Annotated in this window: 16 protein-coding genes; 15 read left to right on the forward strand and 1 reads right to left on the reverse strand. The window is 65.8% G+C overall.

Translation table 11 applies throughout. The annotated features are described in order from the left end of the window. Positions 1-68: 68 nt before the first annotated feature. From fabD to ACZ5YA_RS30630, 15 genes are all read left to right on the forward strand, one after another. A complete protein-coding gene (fabD, locus tag ACZ5YA_RS30560) occupies positions 69-1,004 on the forward strand; it encodes an ACP S-malonyltransferase (RefSeq protein WP_054450614.1) in 936 nt (311 codons plus the stop codon). A 4-nt stretch (positions 1,005-1,008) separates the two neighbouring features. After that, positions 1,009-1,761 carry a 3-oxoacyl-ACP reductase FabG gene (gene fabG, locus ACZ5YA_RS30565; protein ID WP_059374778.1) on the forward strand — a complete coding sequence of 251 codons (753 nt, stop codon included), beginning with the start codon at positions 1,009-1,011 and terminating at the stop codon, positions 1,759-1,761. A 215-nt stretch (positions 1,762-1,976) separates the two neighbouring features. Next, positions 1,977-2,216 (forward strand): acyl carrier protein, encoded by a 240-nt coding sequence (acpP, locus tag ACZ5YA_RS30570; RefSeq protein WP_003813816.1) that lies wholly within the window; start codon positions 1,977-1,979, stop codon positions 2,214-2,216. Positions 2,217-2,408: 192 nt separating this feature from the next. Further along, on the forward strand, positions 2,409-3,638 hold the full coding sequence (gene fabF, locus ACZ5YA_RS30575) for a beta-ketoacyl-ACP synthase II (RefSeq protein ID WP_059374776.1): 1,230 nt from the start codon (positions 2,409-2,411) through the stop codon (positions 3,636-3,638). Between the two features lie 64 nt (positions 3,639-3,702). Next, positions 3,703-4,134, forward strand: a complete 432-nt coding sequence (locus ACZ5YA_RS30580) for a hypothetical protein (protein ID WP_464091656.1) — start codon at positions 3,703-3,705, stop codon at positions 4,132-4,134. Next, positions 4,131-4,730, forward strand: coding sequence for an RNA polymerase sigma factor RpoE (gene rpoE, locus ACZ5YA_RS30585; protein WP_013392230.1), 600 nt, complete (start codon positions 4,131-4,133; stop codon positions 4,728-4,730). Before ACZ5YA_RS30580 ends, rpoE begins: the two co-directional genes overlap by 4 nt. Before the next feature lie 12 nt (positions 4,731-4,742). Next, on the forward strand, positions 4,743-5,249 hold the full coding sequence (locus ACZ5YA_RS30590) for a sigma-E factor negative regulatory protein (protein ID WP_054450617.1): 507 nt from the start codon (positions 4,743-4,745) through the stop codon (positions 5,247-5,249). After that, positions 5,249-6,331 carry a MucB/RseB C-terminal domain-containing protein gene (locus tag ACZ5YA_RS30595; protein WP_118931842.1) on the forward strand — a complete coding sequence of 361 codons (1,083 nt, stop codon included), beginning with the start codon at positions 5,249-5,251 and terminating at the stop codon, positions 6,329-6,331. The genes ACZ5YA_RS30590 and ACZ5YA_RS30595 overlap by 1 nt, the downstream gene beginning before the upstream one ends. A gap of 106 nt (positions 6,332-6,437) precedes the next feature. Beyond that, positions 6,438-7,856: a DegQ family serine endoprotease gene (locus ACZ5YA_RS30600; RefSeq protein ID WP_373429154.1), complete on the forward strand. Its 1,419-nt coding sequence runs from the start codon at positions 6,438-6,440 to the stop codon at positions 7,854-7,856. A 199-nt stretch (positions 7,857-8,055) separates the two neighbouring features. After that, on the forward strand, positions 8,056-9,849 hold the full coding sequence (lepA, locus tag ACZ5YA_RS30605) for a translation elongation factor 4 (RefSeq protein WP_280015297.1): 1,794 nt from the start codon (positions 8,056-8,058) through the stop codon (positions 9,847-9,849). A gap of 23 nt (positions 9,850-9,872) precedes the next feature. Next, a complete protein-coding gene (gene lepB, locus ACZ5YA_RS30610) occupies positions 9,873-10,757 on the forward strand; it encodes a signal peptidase I (RefSeq protein WP_464091657.1) in 885 nt (294 codons plus the stop codon). Between the two features lie 2 nt (positions 10,758-10,759). After that, positions 10,760-11,521, forward strand: a complete 762-nt coding sequence (rnc, locus tag ACZ5YA_RS30615; protein WP_042792396.1) for a ribonuclease III — start codon at positions 10,760-10,762, stop codon at positions 11,519-11,521. Beyond that, positions 11,518-12,408: a GTPase Era gene (gene era, locus ACZ5YA_RS30620; protein WP_059374765.1), complete on the forward strand. Its 891-nt coding sequence runs from the start codon at positions 11,518-11,520 to the stop codon at positions 12,406-12,408. Before rnc ends, era begins: the two co-directional genes overlap by 4 nt. Beyond that, positions 12,401-12,988 (forward strand): DNA repair protein RecO, encoded by a 588-nt coding sequence (gene recO / locus ACZ5YA_RS30625; protein ID WP_054450631.1) that lies wholly within the window; start codon positions 12,401-12,403, stop codon positions 12,986-12,988. Before era ends, recO begins: the two co-directional genes overlap by 8 nt. Positions 12,989-13,006: 18 nt before the next feature. Continuing rightward, entirely contained in the window at positions 13,007-13,915 is a 909-nt protein-coding gene (locus tag ACZ5YA_RS30630; RefSeq protein ID WP_054450632.1) for a LysR family transcriptional regulator, read from the forward strand. Between the two features lie 24 nt (positions 13,916-13,939). On the opposite strand, the gene ACZ5YA_RS30635 is transcribed toward ACZ5YA_RS30630, so the two are convergent. Further along, positions 13,940-15,037, reverse strand: coding sequence for a pyridoxal-phosphate dependent enzyme (locus ACZ5YA_RS30635; protein WP_464091658.1), 1,098 nt, complete (start codon positions 15,035-15,037; stop codon positions 13,940-13,942). Positions 15,038-15,039 lie beyond the last annotated feature (2 nt).

A 15,039-nucleotide genomic window follows, 5' to 3' on the forward strand; every position in this document is an offset into this window, starting at 1 on the left:
CGCCGCGGCCGCCGGAACGATGTGCCTGGCATTCCACACAGACACTGAATCAATCCAAACGGTCAAACATGAAAATCGCTTTTGTCTTCCCTGGCCAAGGTTCCCAAGCTGTCGGCATGCTGGACGCCTGGTCCGGCGTCGCGGCCGTCACGGACACCGTGGCGCGCGCTTCGCAGGCGCTGGGCCAGGACCTGGGCGCGCTGATCGCGCAAGGCCCCGCGGAACAGCTCAACCTGACCACCAATACCCAGCCCGCCATGCTGACCGCCGGCGCCGCGTTCTACGCAGCCTGGTGTGCCGCCGGCGGCCGCAAGCCCGACGTCGTGGCCGGCCACAGCCTGGGCGAGTACGCCGCGCTGACGGCTGCGGGCTCGCTCGCACTTGAAGATGCCGTGCGCCTGGTGCGCGTGCGCGCCGATGCCATGCAGGCCGCCGTGCCGGTAGGCACCGGCGCCATGGCCGCCATCCTGGGCCTGGACGACGACGCCGTGCGCGCCGCCTGCGAAGCTGCCGCCCAGGGCGAGGTTGTCGAAGCCGTGAACTTCAACGCGCCCGCGCAAGTCGTGATCGCGGGCCATAAGGCCGCCGTCGAGCGCGCATGCGAACTGGCCAAGGCTGCAGGCGCCAAGCGCGCGCTGCTGCTGCCGGTGTCCGCGCCGTTCCACTCCAGTCTGCTCAAGCCCGCCGCCGACGTGCTGGCCGGCGCGCTGGCCGGCGTGACGGTGTCCGCGCCGCAGGTGCAAGTGATCAACAACGTCGACGTGGCTTCGCCTGTCGAACCTGATGCAATCCGGGATGCGCTGGTGCGTCAGGCGTGGCATCCTGTGCGCTGGGTGGAAACCCTGCGCGCGATGAAGGCGCAAGGCGTCACGCACGTCATCGAATGCGGTCCCGGCAAGGTGCTGGCCGGCCTGACCAAGCGCATCGACCCCGAACTCACGGGCATGGCCATTACCGATCCTGCTTCGCTTGAAGCGGCGTTGGCCGCCGTCAACGGAAATTAAGAACATGGACAACACCTCGATCGAACTGCAGGGCAAGATCGCGCTGGTGACCGGCGCCACGCGCGGCATCGGCCGCGCCATCGCCCAGGAACTGGCCGCGCGCGGCGCGACCGTCGTCGGCACCGCCACGTCCGAGTCGGGCGCTGCCGCCATCACCGAAGCGCTGGCGCCCCTGGGCGGCCGCGGCGTGGTGCTGGACGTGACCGACGCAGCTGCCTGCGATGCGCTGATCGACGCGCTGGGCAAGGAGGGCGGCGGTCCCCACATCCTCGTCAATAACGCCGGCATCACCCGTGATACGCTGGCAATGCGCATGAAGGATGAGGACTGGTCGGCCGTCATCGACACCAACCTGGCTTCGGTTTTCCGTCTGTCGCGCGCCGTGCTGCGCAGCATGATGAAGGCGCGCTGGGGACGCATCATCAACGTTACGTCCGTGGTCGGTTCCAGCGGCAACCCGGGCCAAGCCAACTACGCGGCGGCCAAGGCCGGCGTGGCAGGCATGTCGCGCGCCCTGGCGCGTGAACTGGGCAGCCGCAATATCACCGTGAACTGCGTCGCGCCTGGTTTCATCGATACCGACATGACGCGCGCGCTGGGCGAAAATCAAACTGCCGCCTTGCTGCAGCAGATTCCGCTGGGCCGCCTGGGTTCGCCCGCCGACATCGCCCACGCCGTGGCGTTTTTGTCCGGGCCGCAGGCGGGTTACATTACCGGCACCACCCTGCACGTCAACGGCGGGATGTACATGCAATAAGTCACGAATCGCGCGTAGGCGGCCAGTTCCGCCAAGCCGTCGCCGGATACAAACGGCGAGGCAACGCGAGGTTCAACCGGAAACGCCGCACACCGGTTTCCTGCGCCACTCCCGGCGACAGATCAAGTGCGCGGTGTTATTTTTGTCACGGCCAGGCGTCGCAAAACTCCGCGCTTGGCTATAATTCGCGGGATTTTTCCCAATTGGAGATCTGCATGGAAAGCATCGAACAGCGCGTCAAGAAGATCGTCGCTGAACAACTTGGCGTCAACGAAGCCGAGATCAAGAACGAATCCTCCTTCCTTGACGACCTCGGTGCCGATTCGCTCGACATGGTCGAACTGGTCATGGCGCTCGAAGACGAATTCGAGACCGAGATCCCCGACGAAGAGGCCGAAAAGATCACGACCGTGCAACAAGCGATTGACTACATCAATTCGCACGGCAAGCAGTAAGCTGGGCTTTTACCCTTCTGGTTGCCTTGCGGCGTCCGTCGCAGCCAACCGGGAAATCGGGGCGGTTTCAGGAATTTGCCGTGCGGTCCGCATGCGGGAAGGGCGTTGTAATGCCCGACCCGCTTTCGCGTGGGCCGCACGTGCAGCGCATCCCGAAAACCGCCTTTCTTTTGTCTGTTTGAGGAGTCATCCGTGAAGCGACGTGTCGTCATCACTGGCCTGGGTATCGTTTCTCCCGTCGGGAACGACTTGACCACCGCTTGGGACAATATCGTCAACGGACGTTCTGGCATCAGCCGTATCACCCGTTTCGATCCCTCGGCCATCACCACGCATATTGCCGGCGAAGTCAAAGACTTCGACATCAGCACCTATATCTCGGCCAAGGAAGCCCGTCAGATGGATACCTTCATCCATTACGGCCTGGCTGCCGGGATGCAGGCATGGCGCGACTGCGGTCTGGAAGTCACCGAAGCCAACGCGGAACGCATCGGCGTGATCGTGGGCTCGGGCATCGGCGGCCTGCCGCGCATCGAGGAAACGCAGGTTGAATATCTGGCCAAGGGACCGCGCCGCATTTCGCCGTTCTTCGTGCCGGGTTCGCTGATCAACCTGATCTCCGGCCACTTGTCCATCACGTATGGCATGAAGGGGCCGAGCTACGCGGTGGTGTCGGCTTGCACCACTGGCCTGCATTGCATCGGCGATGCAGCGCGCCTGATCGAGTACGGCGATGCCGACGTCATGGTGGCCGGCGGCGCCGAGTCGACCGTGTCGCCGCTGGGCATTGGCGGTTTCGCCGCCATGCGCGCCTTGTCGACCCGCAATGACGATCCTGAAACGGCATCGCGTCCCTGGGACCGCGACCGCGACGGCTTCGTGTTGGGCGAGGGTGCAGGCGTACTGGTGCTGGAAGAATACGAACACGCCAAGAAGCGCGGCGCGCGCATCTACGGCGAGCTGGCAGGCTATGGCATGAGTTCGGACGCTCACCACATCACGGCTCCCGACAAGGACGGCCCGCGCCGCGGCGTTCTGAACGCGCTGCGCAACGGCGGTCTGAATGCCGAAGACGTGCAGTACGTCAACGCCCACGGCACTTCGACGCCCCTGGGCGACAAGAACGAGACCGACGCGCTGAAACTGGCTTTCGGCGACCACGCCAAGAAGCTGGTGGTCAATTCGACCAAGTCCATGACCGGGCACTTGCTCGGCGCGGCCGGCGGCATCGAGGCGGTGTTCACGACCCTGGCGGTCTACAACCAGATCTCGCCGCCCACGATCAACATCTTCAATCAAGATCCCGAGTGCGATCTGGATTATTGCGCCAACGAGGCGCGGCAGATGAAGATCGATGTCGGCCTGTCCAACTCGTTCGGCTTCGGCGGCACCAACGGCTCGATGGCCGTTCGCCGGGTCTGATTTGGAAGAGGCGCTCGGGGAACGCTGGGCGTTTCGCGTGCCTGTCAGGCGGCCAGGAAGCGCCATGGCGCTTTTGGGCCTGGCGCTGGCCGCGGCCGGCGCCTGCGTGCTGATGGCGGCGTTCTGGCACGGTATGGCATGGGCAGCGGGCGCGGCAATCGCGCTCCTGCTTGTGCTGGCCAGGCTGTTACACTCGGCACGGAGCAGCCTGTCCCCCGTATCCGCATTGCGTGCGGCAGCCGGGGCAGGGAGCTGGCAGGTACGTCTGCCGCAAGGCTGGCAGGACGCAAGGCTGTTGCAAGAACAGCGCGGTCCCCGCTGGCTGACGCTCACTTTGCAGCCCTTGTCCACCGGGAGTACGGCCTTTACCAACAGCACAATCACCCTCACCGTCTGGCAACGGACGTTGCGCCCCGAGTCCTGGCGGCGCCTGTGCCTGCTGGCCGGCGCGGCGCGGCCCGCCCGTCCGGCGCCCAGTCTGCGGGAGGCGTCATGAGCGAGCGCGAAGTCGACGCCGAGCTTGTCGCGCGCGTCCAGCGGGGCGACAAGAAGGCTTTCGACCTGCTGGTGCTCAAGTACCAGCGCAAGATTCTCCGTCTGCTGGCCCGCATGATCCGCGACCCCTCGGAAATCGAGGACGTGGCCCAGGAGGCTTTCATCAAGGCCTACCGCGCCTTGCCCCAGTTCCGCGGGGAAAGCGCCTTTTACACCTGGCTGTACCGGATCGCCATCAATACGGCGCGCAATTGGCTGGCCTCGCAGGGCCGGCGTCCCAGCGCGCCCAATGCGATAGAAACGGAAGACGGTGAAACTTTTAACGAAACCGACAACCTAACCGATATAAGCACGCCGGAGTCCATGGTCGCCAGCCGCGAAATCGCCGAGACGGTGAACGCCGCGATTGAGGAATTGCCTGAAGAGTTGCGTACCGCAATTGTCCTGCGTGAAATCGAAGGTATGAGTTACGAAGACATCGCCCAGAGCATGGATTGCCCGATCGGTACGGTGCGTTCCCGCATTTTTCGTGCGCGCGAAGCCATCGCCGTCAAGTTGCGTCCATTGCTAGGCACCGATGCCGAGCGTCGCTGGTAAGGAGTGGCAGTCATGCAAACAGCAGCCAAATCCGTTGTGATCGCCGAGTCCTCCTGGGAGGAGTCGGTTTCCGCCTGGATGGACGGAGAGGAATCCGACGACATCTTTCCCGGCTTGTTGTCCCGCGAGGGGCGCGAGACCTGGGACACCTATCATCTGATCGGTGATTCCCTGCGCAACGCCGATCTGGCGCTGACCCCCAGCGCGGCCTTCCAGGCCCGCCTGGCACGGGCGCTGGACGCGGAATTGCCCATTGTTGCGGCGCCTCGGCGCCGCTCGCCATTGCGAGTCGGCTTGTCCGGCCTGGCAGTGGCCGCCGCCGTGGCGACCGTCGCCTGGGTGGCGCAGCCTTACCTGACCGGCGAACCGGCGACCGAAGTCCGCGTACTGGCCGATGCCAGCTCGCCGGCCGCGGCCGCCGACGATTCGGGCTTGCGCGACTACCTGGAAGCGCATCGCCAGATGGCCGGCCCGAGCGCTGTGCGCCAGGTGTCGTTCGACACCGGGGTGGGGCGCTGATGGCGTTGGTGCTTCCATCGCGCTGGCCGGTGCTGGGCCGGGCCGCCACGCTGCAGGCCCACCGCGCCGGCTGGTTTGCCGCAACGCTCTTGACCGCTTTCCTGGCTGCGCACGAACCCGCGCGCGCAGCCGATGCCGCGCCTGCTGCCACCGATGACGTGGTTCAGCTGCTGACGCGCATCCAACAAGCCGCCCGCAAGCAGGACTACGCGGGCGTCTTCATGTACCAGCAGGGTGAAACGATCCAGTCCTCGCGCCTGGTGCACGTGGTAGACGGCACCGGCGAACGCGAACGCCTGGAAATCCTCGACGGCCAACCCCGCGAGTACCTGCGCCACAACGAAGACGTGCAGTGTCTCCTCCCCGAGCGCAAGACCGTGCTGCTGGAGCGCCGCCGCGGCGACCGCTTCCCCGGCCTGCTGCTGGGCGAGGCGGCCAACCTGTCCGAACACTACAAGATCCATGCTGAATCCGCCCTGCACCGCGTGGCCGGGCGCGAGTGCCGCCTGATCACGATCGAACCGCTGGACAAGCTGCGTTACGGCTACCGGCTGTGCGCGGACGTCGAAACCAATCTGCTGCTCAAGGCCCAGACGCTGAATGCCGCCCGCGGCGTGGTCGAGCAGGTGTCGTTCACCTCGCTGCGGCTGGGTTCGGAAGTCGACCCCCAGTTGCTGACCTCGCGCTGGAGCACGCGCGACTGGAAGGTGCTGGAACCCTCCATGAAGCCGGTGGATCTGGCCGCCCAAGGCTGGCGCATCCCGGCGCCCAAGGGGTTCAAGGCCGTCATGCAGGTGGCCCGTTCGATGGGGAAGGGCATCACGGTCAACCAGATGGTATTGTCCGATGGACTGGCGGCCATTTCCGTGTTCATCGAGCCCTACGACAGCCAGCGCGGTCACCGTCCTCCCCATGGCGCCGCGCAGCGCGGGGCGATCACGGTCTACGGCACGCGCATCGCTGATTTCTGGCTGACCGCCGTGGGCGAAGTGCCCCTCGCGACGTTGGAACAGCTGGCGCAAGCCACTGAATATGTGCCCGCCGCGCCTGCGGCGGCAGCGCCCGGGGCCGATTCCAAGTGATCGGCCGGGTGTGGCAAGCAGCAATTTCGGAGTAACACTTATGAAAGCAATGACAGTGTCGAGTGCTTTTTTGCGGCGCTTTCTGGTGGCGGCCGCGGCCAGCGTCATGATGGCCGGCGCCTACGCGCCTGCCGCCATCGCCCAGGCGCCGACGGTGGCGCTGCCTGATTTCACGAGCATTGTCGAAAAGGCCGACCCTGCGGTCGTCAACATCCGCACGACGGCCACGGTGCCGGTGCGCGGCATGGGTCCCGGCGGCGGCAACGATCCCTATGAACTGTTCCGTTGGTTCTTCGGCCCCGAATTCCAACCGCCCGGCGGCGGCCAGCCGGGCCCGTCGCAACGCCAGCGCCCGCAGCCTTCGCAGCCCGAAGAGCGCACCGTGCCGCGCGGCGTGGGCTCCGGCTTCTTCATTTCCGATGACGGCTACATCCTGACCAATAACCACGTGGTGGTGGACGCGACGGACATTTACGTCACGCTGACCGACGGCCGCGAGTTCAAGGCCAAGGTCATCGGCACGGACGAGCGCACCGACGTGGCGCTGATCAAGATCGAAGCCAAGGACATGACCCCCCTGGTCATCGGCGATCCCAAGCAGCTGAAGAAGGGACAGTGGGTGCTGGCCATCGGTTCGCCGTTCGGTCTGGATTCCACCGTGACCTCCGGCATCGTCAGCGCCATCGGCCGCGATACCGGCGAATACCTGCCGTTCATCCAGACCGACGTTGCGGTCAACCCGGGCAACTCGGGCGGTCCGCTGATCAACCTGCAGGGCGAGGTGGTGGGCATCAATTCCCAGATCATTTCGCGCAGCGGCGGCTTCATGGGCATTTCGCTGGCCATTCCCATCGATGAAGCCATGCGCGTGGTGGACCAGCTGCGCGCCACCGGCAAGGTCACGCGCGGCCGCGTCGGCGTGCAGATCGGCGAAGTCGGCAAGGATGTGGCCGAAGCCATCGGCCTGCCCAAGGCCGAGGGTGCTCTGGTCAGCAGCGTGGAAGCCGACGGCCCCGCCGAGCAGGCAGGCGTGCAACCGGGCGACGTGATCCTCAAGTTCAACGGCGAACCCATCAAGCGCTGGTCCGACCTGCCCCGCATCGTGGGCGAAACCAAGCCGGGCACGCGCGCCGACATGGAAGTGTGGCGCAAGGGCAAGAACCTGACGCTGTCGGTCAAGGTGGGCGAGATCCCGACCGAGAAGGCCGCGGGCGCCAGCAAGAAGGGCGCGCCGCCGGTGCCGGAAGTCACCAATGCGCTGGGCTTGGGCGTGGTCGACGTGCCGGCCGACGTGCAGAAGAAGCTGCGCATCAAGGGCGGCGTCCAGGTCAAGGTGGCCGAAGGCGCCGCGGCCAAGGCCGGCCTGCAGGAAGGCGACATCGTGTTGGCCCTGAACGACACCGACGTCACCGGCGCCAAGCAGTTCGGCGAGCTCGTGGCCAAGCTGGACAAGGGCCGCGCGGCGGGGCTGCTGGTGCGCCGCGGCGACCAGACGCAGTGGGTGGCGGTGCCGGCATCGAAGTAATGCCGGGCCCGTCCTCCGAGTCCGCAGAAAAAAGGCGCAAGACCGGCTAAAATGCCTGGTTGCCGCAAGAGGGGGCGCATGGCGCCCCCTTGTTTTGCCCGGGCCAGGCCCGTTGGCACCCTCCTCGTCAGCCGTGCGTATTCCGGCGGCGGTGTCTTCCGGCCCAGTGCCGAGTGTTCCGTCCCTTATAACTTCAAGCATGCAGCATATTCGCAACTTCTCCATCATTGCCCACATCGATCACGGCAAATCGACCCTGGCCGATCGCCTGATCCAGCGCTGCGGCGGATTGGCGGATCGCGAGATGTCGGCGCAGGTCCTCGATTCCATGGAAATCGAGCGCGAGCGCGGCATCACCATCAAGGCCCAGACCGCGGCCCTGCACTACAAGGCGCAGGACGGCAAGGTCTACAACCTGAACCTGATCGACACCCCGGGACACGTGGACTTCTCGTATGAAGTCAGCCGTTCCCTGTCGGCCTGCGAAGGCGCGCTGCTGGTGGTGGACGCCTCGCAGGGCGTGGAAGCGCAGACCGTGGCCAACTGCTACACCGCCATCGAGCTGGGCGTGGAAGTCCTGCCCGTGCTGAACAAGATGGACCTGCCGCAGGCCGATCCCGACGGCGCCCGCCAGGAAGTCGAGGACGTAATCGGCATCGACGCCTCGCAGGCGGTGCTGGCCAGCGCCAAGACCGGCATGGGCATCGACGAGATCCTGGAAATGGTCGTGGCCCGCGTGCCGCCGCCCAAGGGCGATCCCGACGCGCCGCTGCAGGCCCTCATCATCGATTCGTGGTTCGACAACTACGTGGGCGTGGTGATGCTGGTGCGCATCATCAACGGCGTGCTCAAGCCCAAGGACAAGATCCTGCTGATGGCGTCCGGCGCCACCCACCTGTGCGAGCAGACCGGCGTGTTCACGCCGAAGTCGCAGCAGCGTCCGCATCTGTCGGCGGGCGAAGTGGGCTTCATCATCGCCGGCATCAAGCAGCTGGAAGACGCCAAGGTGGGCGATACCGTCACCCTGGCCAACAAGCCCGCGGCCGCGCCGCTGCCCGGCTTCAAGGAAGTGAAGCCGCAGGTGTTCGCGGGCCTGTACCCCGTGGAAAGCTCCGAATACGACCAGCTGCGCGATTCGCTTGAAAAGCTCAAGCTGAACGACGCCGCGCTGATGTTCGAGCCGGAAGTATCGCAGGCGCTGGGCTTCGGCTTCCGTTGCGGCTTCCTGGGTCTTTTGCACATGGAAATCGTGCAGGAGCGCCTGGAGCGCGAATTCGACATGGACATCATCACCACCGCGCCGTCGGTGGTGTACGAGGTCGAACAGCGCGACGGTTCCGTGATCACCGTGGAAAGCCCGTCGCGCATGCCGGAGATCGGCAAGATCGCCGACATCCGCGAACCCATCGTGAAGGTCACGCTGTTCATGCCGCAGGACTACGTCGGTCCTGTCATGACGCTGTGCAATAACAAGCGTGGCGTGCAGGTCAACATGAGCTATCACGGCCGCCAGGTGCATCTGGTGTACGAGATCCCGCTGGCCGAGATCGTGCTGGACTTCTTCGACAAGCTGAAGTCGGTCTCGCGCGGCTACGCCTCGATGGACTACGAGTTCCTGGAGTACCGCTCGGCCGACGTGGTGCGCGTGGACCTGCTGATCAACAACGACCGCGTCGATGCGTTGGCCGTGATCGTCCACCGCAGCAACGCGCGCCACCGCGCCCGCGACGTGGTCACGCGCATGCGCGGCCTGATTCCGCGCCAGATGTTCGATGTGGTCATCCAGGCCGCCATCGGCGCCGAAATCATCGCGCGCGAAAACGTCAAGGCGCTGCGCAAGAACGTGCTGGCCAAGTGCTACGGCGGCGACATCTCGCGCAAGAAGAAGCTGCTGGAAAAGCAGAAGGCCGGCAAGAAGCGCATGAAGCAGGTGGGTAGCGTGGAAATTCCGCAGGAGGCGTTCCTGGCCATCCTGCAAGTGGAAGACAAATAGAACCCAAAGAAGGCGGTTAGCTGATGAGTTGGAACTTTGCCCTGATTCTTTTTATTTTGCTGGTGTTGACCGGCTTTATCTGGGTGCTTGATCTGGCAGTGCTGCGCAAGGGCCGTGAACGCCGGGCCCAGGCGGCAATGGCGCAATACGATGCGGCCCTGGTCGGCGACGCCCAGGAAGCCGAGCGCCTGCGCCGCGAAGCCGGCGACGCTGCGCGCCGCATGCCGTGGTGGATCGAATACGCCGTCAGCTTCTTCCCCGTCATTCTGTTCGTGTTCATGCTGCGCTCGTTCGTGGTCGAGCCGTTCCGCATTCCGTCGGGCTCCATGCTGCCGACCCTGCAATCGGGCGACCTGATCCTGGTGAACAAGTTCAGCTATGGCCTGCGCCTGCCGGTCATCGACAAGAAGGTCATCGAAGTGGGCAAGCCCCAGCGCGGCGACGTGTTCGTGTTCCGCTACCCGGTGGATCCGGACGTCGATTACATCAAGCGCGTGGTCGGCCTGCCGGGCGACGAGGTTGCCTACCTGGACAAAAAGCTCTACATCAACGGCGAATTGGTGCCGCATGTGCGCGACGGTGACTATTTCGAGCCAGATCGTGTCTCGTATATCGCGCAATATAAAGAGAAATTGGGCGAAATTGAGCACCAGATCCTGCTGGATGAGGCCACGCCGCAGGAATATAGGCCGATGCCGCCATTTCCCTTCCGCGAGAACTGCCAATACAGCCGAAATGGGGTACGCTGCAAAGTACCCGAGGGGCAGTTTTTCGCCATGGGCGATAATCGGGATAACAGCGCTGACAGCCGATACTGGGGCTTCGTACCGGAAGCCAATATCGTCGGACGCGCGTTCTTCATCTGGATGAATTTCAGCGATCTCAGCCGCATCGGCCGGTTCAACTGATTATGTCGCTAGCCACGCTAGAAAACCGCCTGGACCACCACTTCAGTGATCCGGCATTGCTCGAACAGGCGCTGACGCATCGCAGCCACGGCGCGCGCCACAACGAGCGCCTGGAATTCCTCGGGGATTCCGTGCTGAACTTCGTCGTTGCAGCGATGCTGTTCGAGCGTTATTCCAAGATCGACGAAGGCGACTTGTCGCGCCTGCGGGCCAATCTGGTCAAGCAGGCCTCGCTGGCGGATATCGCCCAGCGGCTGGAACTGTCGCAGTATCTGCGCCTGGGCGAGGGCGAATTGAAGAGCGGCGGTTTCCGCCGTCCTTCGATCCTGGCCGACACGGTCGAGGCCCTGTTCGGCGCCGTGTTCCTGGATGCAGGCTTCGACGCCGCCCGCCGCGTGATCGTGCGCCAGTACCAGCCGGTGCTGGCCTCGGTCGATCCCAAGACCCTGGGCAAGGACGCCAAGACCTTGCTGCAGGAATTCCTGCAGGGCCGCAAGCTGGCGCTGCCGGTGTACACGGTGGTCGCCACGCATGGCGCGGCCCATAGCCAGCAGTTCGAAGTCGAGTGCGCCATTCCGGCGCTCGAGATCAAGGTGATGGCGCCTGGCGCCAGCCGCCGCGCCGCCGAGCAATCGGCGGCCAAGCTGGCGCTGGAGGCCGCGTTGGCCGTCAGCCCGGCGACCAAGGCTGCCCGCAAGTCGGGCAAGGCGCGCAAAACCGCGCAATTGTCGCTGCCGGTGGCAGTGGCTCAAGAGACTAAATGAGCGATACCCCTTTTCGTACCGGCTTCGTCGCCATCGTGGGCCGCCCCAACGTGGGCAAGTCCACCCTGACGAACGCCCTGATCGGTTCCAAGATTTCCATCGTGTCGCGCAAGGCGCAGACTACGCGCCACCGCATCCACGGCGTGTTGACGCGCGAGCACGAGCAGTTCGTATTCGTCGATACCCCCGGTTTCCAGACGCGGCATGGCGGCGCCATGAACCGCATGATGAACCGCGTGGTCACGCAGGCCCTGGCCGACGTGGACGTGGTGGTGCACGTGGTGGAAGCCGGCAAATGGTCCGAGGGCGACGCCAAGCTGCTGCCGCTCTTGCCCGCGCCGGAGCGCACCATCCTGGTCGTCTCCAAGATCGACGCACTGAAGAACCGCGACGACCTGTTCGCCTTCGTCTCCAAGATCATGGCGCTGCATCCGTTCGGCGCCGTGGTGCCCGTCAGCGCCACCAAGAACCAGCAGTTGGACCAGCTGCTGGAGGAAATCGCGTCGCGCCTGCCGGAAGGCGAGCCGATGTTCGAGGAAGACACGCTGACCGACCGTCCCATGCGCTTCATCGCTGCCGAATTGGTGCGCGAGAAGATCTTTCGCCTGGTCGGCGACGAACTGCCCTACGGCTGTACCGTCGTCATCGAGCAATGGGAAGAGACCAGCAAGGGTGCCAGCATCAATGCCTGCGTGGTGGTCGAGCGCGACAGCCACAAGCCCATCCTGTTGGGCGCGGGCGGCATGCACATGAAGCGCATCGCCACGGAGGCGCGGCAGGACATCGCCAAGCTGCTGGACAAGCCGGTGCACCTGGAGGTCTACATCAAGGTGCGCAAGGGCTGGTCCGACCGCGAGGGTGCGCTGCGCGATCTGGGCTATGAGTAGACGGGCGCCCCGCGTCCAGGATCGCCCCGGATATATGTTGCACGCCACAGCGTGGCGTGAGACATCCCTCATCGTTCAGACTTTCTCCCGCGATCACGGCTGTGTGGCCATGGTCGCCAAGGGCGCCAAGCGCCCGTATTCCGTCCTGCGTCCCGTGCTGTCCGCGTTCCAGCCGCTGCTGCTGTCGTGGACCGGCAATGGCGAGGTCAAGACGCTGACGCGCGCCGAGATCGCGGGCATCCGCCCGCTGACCGGCACCGCGCTGATGTCGGCCTGGTACATGAACGAGCTGCTGCTGCGGCTGCTGCCGCGCGAAGACGCCCACCCGCTGCTGTTCGACGCTTACGACTTCGCCTTGCAGCAACTGTCCGGCGGCACCCGCGCTGCGGGCGCGCTGCGCCGCTTCGAATGGACGCTGCTGCGCGAGACCGGCTATGGCGTGGACGAGGATCCCCCCGATTTCGACGATCCGGCGATCGAGCCGGCCCTGCGCCGCGACCTGCGCGAACGGCTGGCCGAAATCCTGGCGGGCCGACCCTTGTCGACCCGGCGCGTGTTGCTGGACCTGCAACGCATCTGAGCGCAGCGCGATCCGGCCATGACCTTCACGCTCAAGCAGGTCGAGACCTTCCGCACCGTCTACGAAACGGAAAGCGTCACCGCCGCCGCCAGGCGGCTGGACGTGTCGCCCGCCACCGTCAGCGCGACCTTGGCGGCACTGGAAGCCAGCATCGAGCTGCGCCTGTTTGAGCGCGTGCGCCAGCGCATGCAGCGCACGCCCGAGGCGACGCTGTTGTATGAAGAAATCCGCCGCCTGAATGTCGGGCTGGAAAGCCTGGGCCGCAAGATCCGCGCCATCCGCGGCGCCGCGCAGCCGCGGCTGCGCATCGGCTGCATCCATGCCTATAGCGGCGCCATCATCAGCGACACCATCGCGCGCTTTCGGGAACGCTATCCCGATACCGGCCTGTATCTGCAGATCCGGGATTCCAATACCTTGCGCGACATGGTGGTGTCGGGCGAACTGGACCTGGCGGCGGTGGCCGACGAATCCGAGCTGGAAGGCTTGCGCGGCCATCGGCTGGCCAGCCTGCGCGCCGTGGCGGTCTTTCCCAAGGGGCATCCGCTGGCGCGGCTGGAACAAGTGGATTTTTCGCACCTGGCCGACGCCGACGTGATCGCGCTGAACGCCGAGGACGGCTCGCGCAAGCGCCTGGACGCGCTGTTGGCGCAGGCGGGGCAAAGCCTGAAGGTGGCCATCGAGACGCCATATTCAAGCACGGTGTGCCAACTGGCGCTGGCGGGACACGGCGTGGGTATCGCCAACCCTGCGACGGCGGTCGGCATGGCGGCGGCGGGTTTGTGCTACCGCCCGCTGGCCGCGCCGGTGCATTTCGAATGCCACATGATCCTGCACGGCAGCCGCCCCTTGTCCGAGGCGGGCAAGTTCTGGGCGACCTGCCTGCGCGGCGCGCTGGCGCCGCTGGTGGAGAGCTTCGGCGTCTAGCGCGCCGAAGCCGTTCCCGGGACGCTAGCCGCGGCGGCCGTCCGAGGTCACGATCAATACCACGGACGACTCCGCGTCCAGCAGGCCCGAGCGCCGCAGCCGAGACACGGCAGCCAGCGCCGCGGCCGACGACAGTTCGCTCGCCAGGCCCATGCGTTCCAGCCGCTGCTGCGCTTGCGCGGCAGCGGCGTCCGAGATCTCCACCGGCGTGCCGCCCGAGCGCGTCAAGGCTTCCAGCGACTGCAGCGTGCTGGTGCTGCCTGCGATCGAATACTGGTCCGTCACGCCGTCCCATTGCTTGCGCGCGTCGCCCGTTGCGCGGGCGCGCGACAGGCGGGCGTACGGCTCCACCGCGTGCAGGCGCGGCAGACGCGCAATGCGGCCGGTTTGCAGCAGATGCTGCCAGCCCAGGAAGATGCCCCACAGCAGATCGCCGCGCGCGGTGGGCACCACGATGTCGCCGGGGACGCCGCAGCTTTCCAGGATTTCCAGCGCGATGGGCTTGTAGCCTTCCACGCCGTAAGGGTGGGTGCCGACAGGCGGATTCAGATAGTTGGTGCCGGCGAAGGCGCCGCGGTTGCGGCACAGGTCCTCGACATGGGGCCAGCGGCTCAGGCTGTCCTCGAAGGCGGTGAGCCGGGCGCCGAAGCGCTGCATGGCCTCGCGCTGCAAGGGCGGGCAGTTGCTGGTGATGGCGATGTCGGCCTCCAGCCGCGCGGCGGCGCAATAGGCGGCCAGCGAGACGCCGGCATTGCCGCTGGAGGCGGCCGCCACGCGGGTGGCGCCGGCCAGGCGCGCGCGCGACACCAGTTGGGCCGCCATGCGGTCCTTGTGGCTGCCGGTGGGGTTGGCGCTTTCGCATTTCAGCCAGAGCTGGCCCACGCCTTCGGTCTGCGCCAGCGCGGGCACGGCGAGACAGGGGGTGGCGCCTTCGCCCAGCGTGACGGCGTTCAGCACCGGCAGGGGCATGGCGCCTTCGGCCGAGGATTCGTACAGGCATTCCAGGCTGGCGGGGTGGCCGGCTTCCAGGCAGCTGGGGCAGCCTTCTGGGTAATCGGCTGGCGGCCACAGGCTGGCGCAACGGATGCAGCGCAGGCCGGACAAGCTAGGGTTCATCTGCATGT

This window comes from Achromobacter sp. JCM 18799, assembly GCF_055395645.1.

What these genes read in the sequence shown, in the direction of transcription:
- fabD (WP_054450614.1), top strand. Translation starts at nt 69, where the DNA reads ATGAAAATCGCTTTTGTCTTCCCTGGCCAAGGTTCCCAAGCTGTCGGC.
- fabG (WP_059374778.1), top strand. Translation starts at nt 1,009, where the DNA reads ATGGACAACACCTCGATCGAACTGCAGGGCAAGATCGCGCTGGTGACC.
- acpP (WP_003813816.1), top strand. Translation starts at nt 1,977, where the DNA reads ATGGAAAGCATCGAACAGCGCGTCAAGAAGATCGTCGCTGAACAACTT.
- ACZ5YA_RS30580 (WP_464091656.1), top strand. Translation starts at nt 3,703, where the DNA reads ATGGCGCTTTTGGGCCTGGCGCTGGCCGCGGCCGGCGCCTGCGTGCTG.
- rpoE (WP_013392230.1), top strand. Translation starts at nt 4,131, where the DNA reads ATGAGCGAGCGCGAAGTCGACGCCGAGCTTGTCGCGCGCGTCCAGCGG.
- ACZ5YA_RS30590 (WP_054450617.1), top strand. Translation starts at nt 4,743, where the DNA reads ATGCAAACAGCAGCCAAATCCGTTGTGATCGCCGAGTCCTCCTGGGAG.
- ACZ5YA_RS30595 (WP_118931842.1), top strand. Translation starts at nt 5,249, where the DNA reads ATGGCGTTGGTGCTTCCATCGCGCTGGCCGGTGCTGGGCCGGGCCGCC.
- ACZ5YA_RS30600 (WP_373429154.1), top strand. Translation starts at nt 6,438, where the DNA reads ATGATGGCCGGCGCCTACGCGCCTGCCGCCATCGCCCAGGCGCCGACG.
- lepA (WP_280015297.1), top strand. Translation starts at nt 8,056, where the DNA reads ATGCAGCATATTCGCAACTTCTCCATCATTGCCCACATCGATCACGGC.
- lepB (WP_464091657.1), top strand. Translation starts at nt 9,873, where the DNA reads ATGAGTTGGAACTTTGCCCTGATTCTTTTTATTTTGCTGGTGTTGACC.
- rnc (WP_042792396.1), top strand. Translation starts at nt 10,760, where the DNA reads ATGTCGCTAGCCACGCTAGAAAACCGCCTGGACCACCACTTCAGTGAT.
- era (WP_059374765.1), top strand. Translation starts at nt 11,518, where the DNA reads ATGAGCGATACCCCTTTTCGTACCGGCTTCGTCGCCATCGTGGGCCGC.
- recO (WP_054450631.1), top strand. Translation starts at nt 12,401, where the DNA reads ATGAGTAGACGGGCGCCCCGCGTCCAGGATCGCCCCGGATATATGTTG.
- ACZ5YA_RS30630 (WP_054450632.1), top strand. Translation starts at nt 13,007, where the DNA reads ATGACCTTCACGCTCAAGCAGGTCGAGACCTTCCGCACCGTCTACGAA.
- ACZ5YA_RS30635 (WP_464091658.1), bottom strand. Translation starts at nt 15,037, where the DNA reads ATGCAGATGAACCCTAGCTTGTCCGGCCTGCGCTGCATCCGTTGCGCC.